At 55.4% G+C, this 781-nt stretch carries 1 protein-coding gene; it reads left to right on the top strand.

Features of this window, described 5'->3' with window-relative positions:
* Window positions 1–18: 18 nt before the first annotated feature.
* On the top strand, window positions 19–781 hold a 763-nt coding region (locus RA19_RS27130), incomplete at its 3' end, for a GNAT family N-acetyltransferase (protein ID WP_039168413.1).

The following is a 781-nucleotide window of genomic DNA, read 5'->3' as shown; positions in this document are numbered from 1 at the left end:
CTTTCCTTGAGCATTCTGATGTTCCAACACTTATGGCTGATTTCACTGCTGCCGTTAACCATGGCGGCGGGGATCGCCGGTACGGTCTGGCTGCAATTGCAGAGCAAGATTACCGGCTTGCATCCTGGGGCATCCTTCCCCGATGGTGAGCTTGATTTCGCCGAGCTGGAGCCCAGCGAGGACAACATTAACGATTTTTACTTTCACTTCGCCCGCGAAACGCTCTACCAGACCCCGAACCGTGCTGGTCAGGAAGCACGCGCCGAGATCAGCGTTCTGGCACAGGGAGAAAAGGAAAAGGATACTGCCGTCCTGCATACTCGGCGCTATTTCGTTGTCCGGAAGAACGGGAGGATCGTTGCCTCGATTTCCTTTGTGGAAATGCCCGATGGCTGGGAACAGAGCGAGATCGGCCAGTCGCTGAAACTGGATAATCTGCGGCAGAGCTTCGGGGCAATCGGCCTTTTCGATCACTTCTGTATCACACACAAGTTCCGCAACCGCCCCAGCATCATGCAACGCCTTTTGCGTATGGCTATCGAAGCCGCCTTCGAAGCGGATTGCAGCTTTGTCACCACTTTCGCCTTTGCCAATATCGCGCCGCTCTATCGCAAGATCGGTTTTGTACCACTGCTGGACAAGAACATCCCCAGTGTCCGTTGCGGCGCAGACCTTGCCCCGATGATGCTGAACCTGTCGCAAAGCGCTATTTGCGATTTCGAGGAAATGGACAAGCGCGGCTATGGCAGGGACGACCTGATCGGCTTGTCCAATCTCGGCG

Origin of the sequence: Leisingera sp. ANG-M1 (genome assembly GCF_000813745.1) — a bacterium.
Lineage (GTDB): Bacteria > Pseudomonadota > Alphaproteobacteria > Rhodobacterales > Rhodobacteraceae > Leisingera.
This window is presented reverse-complemented; position numbering and strand designations above follow the sequence as displayed.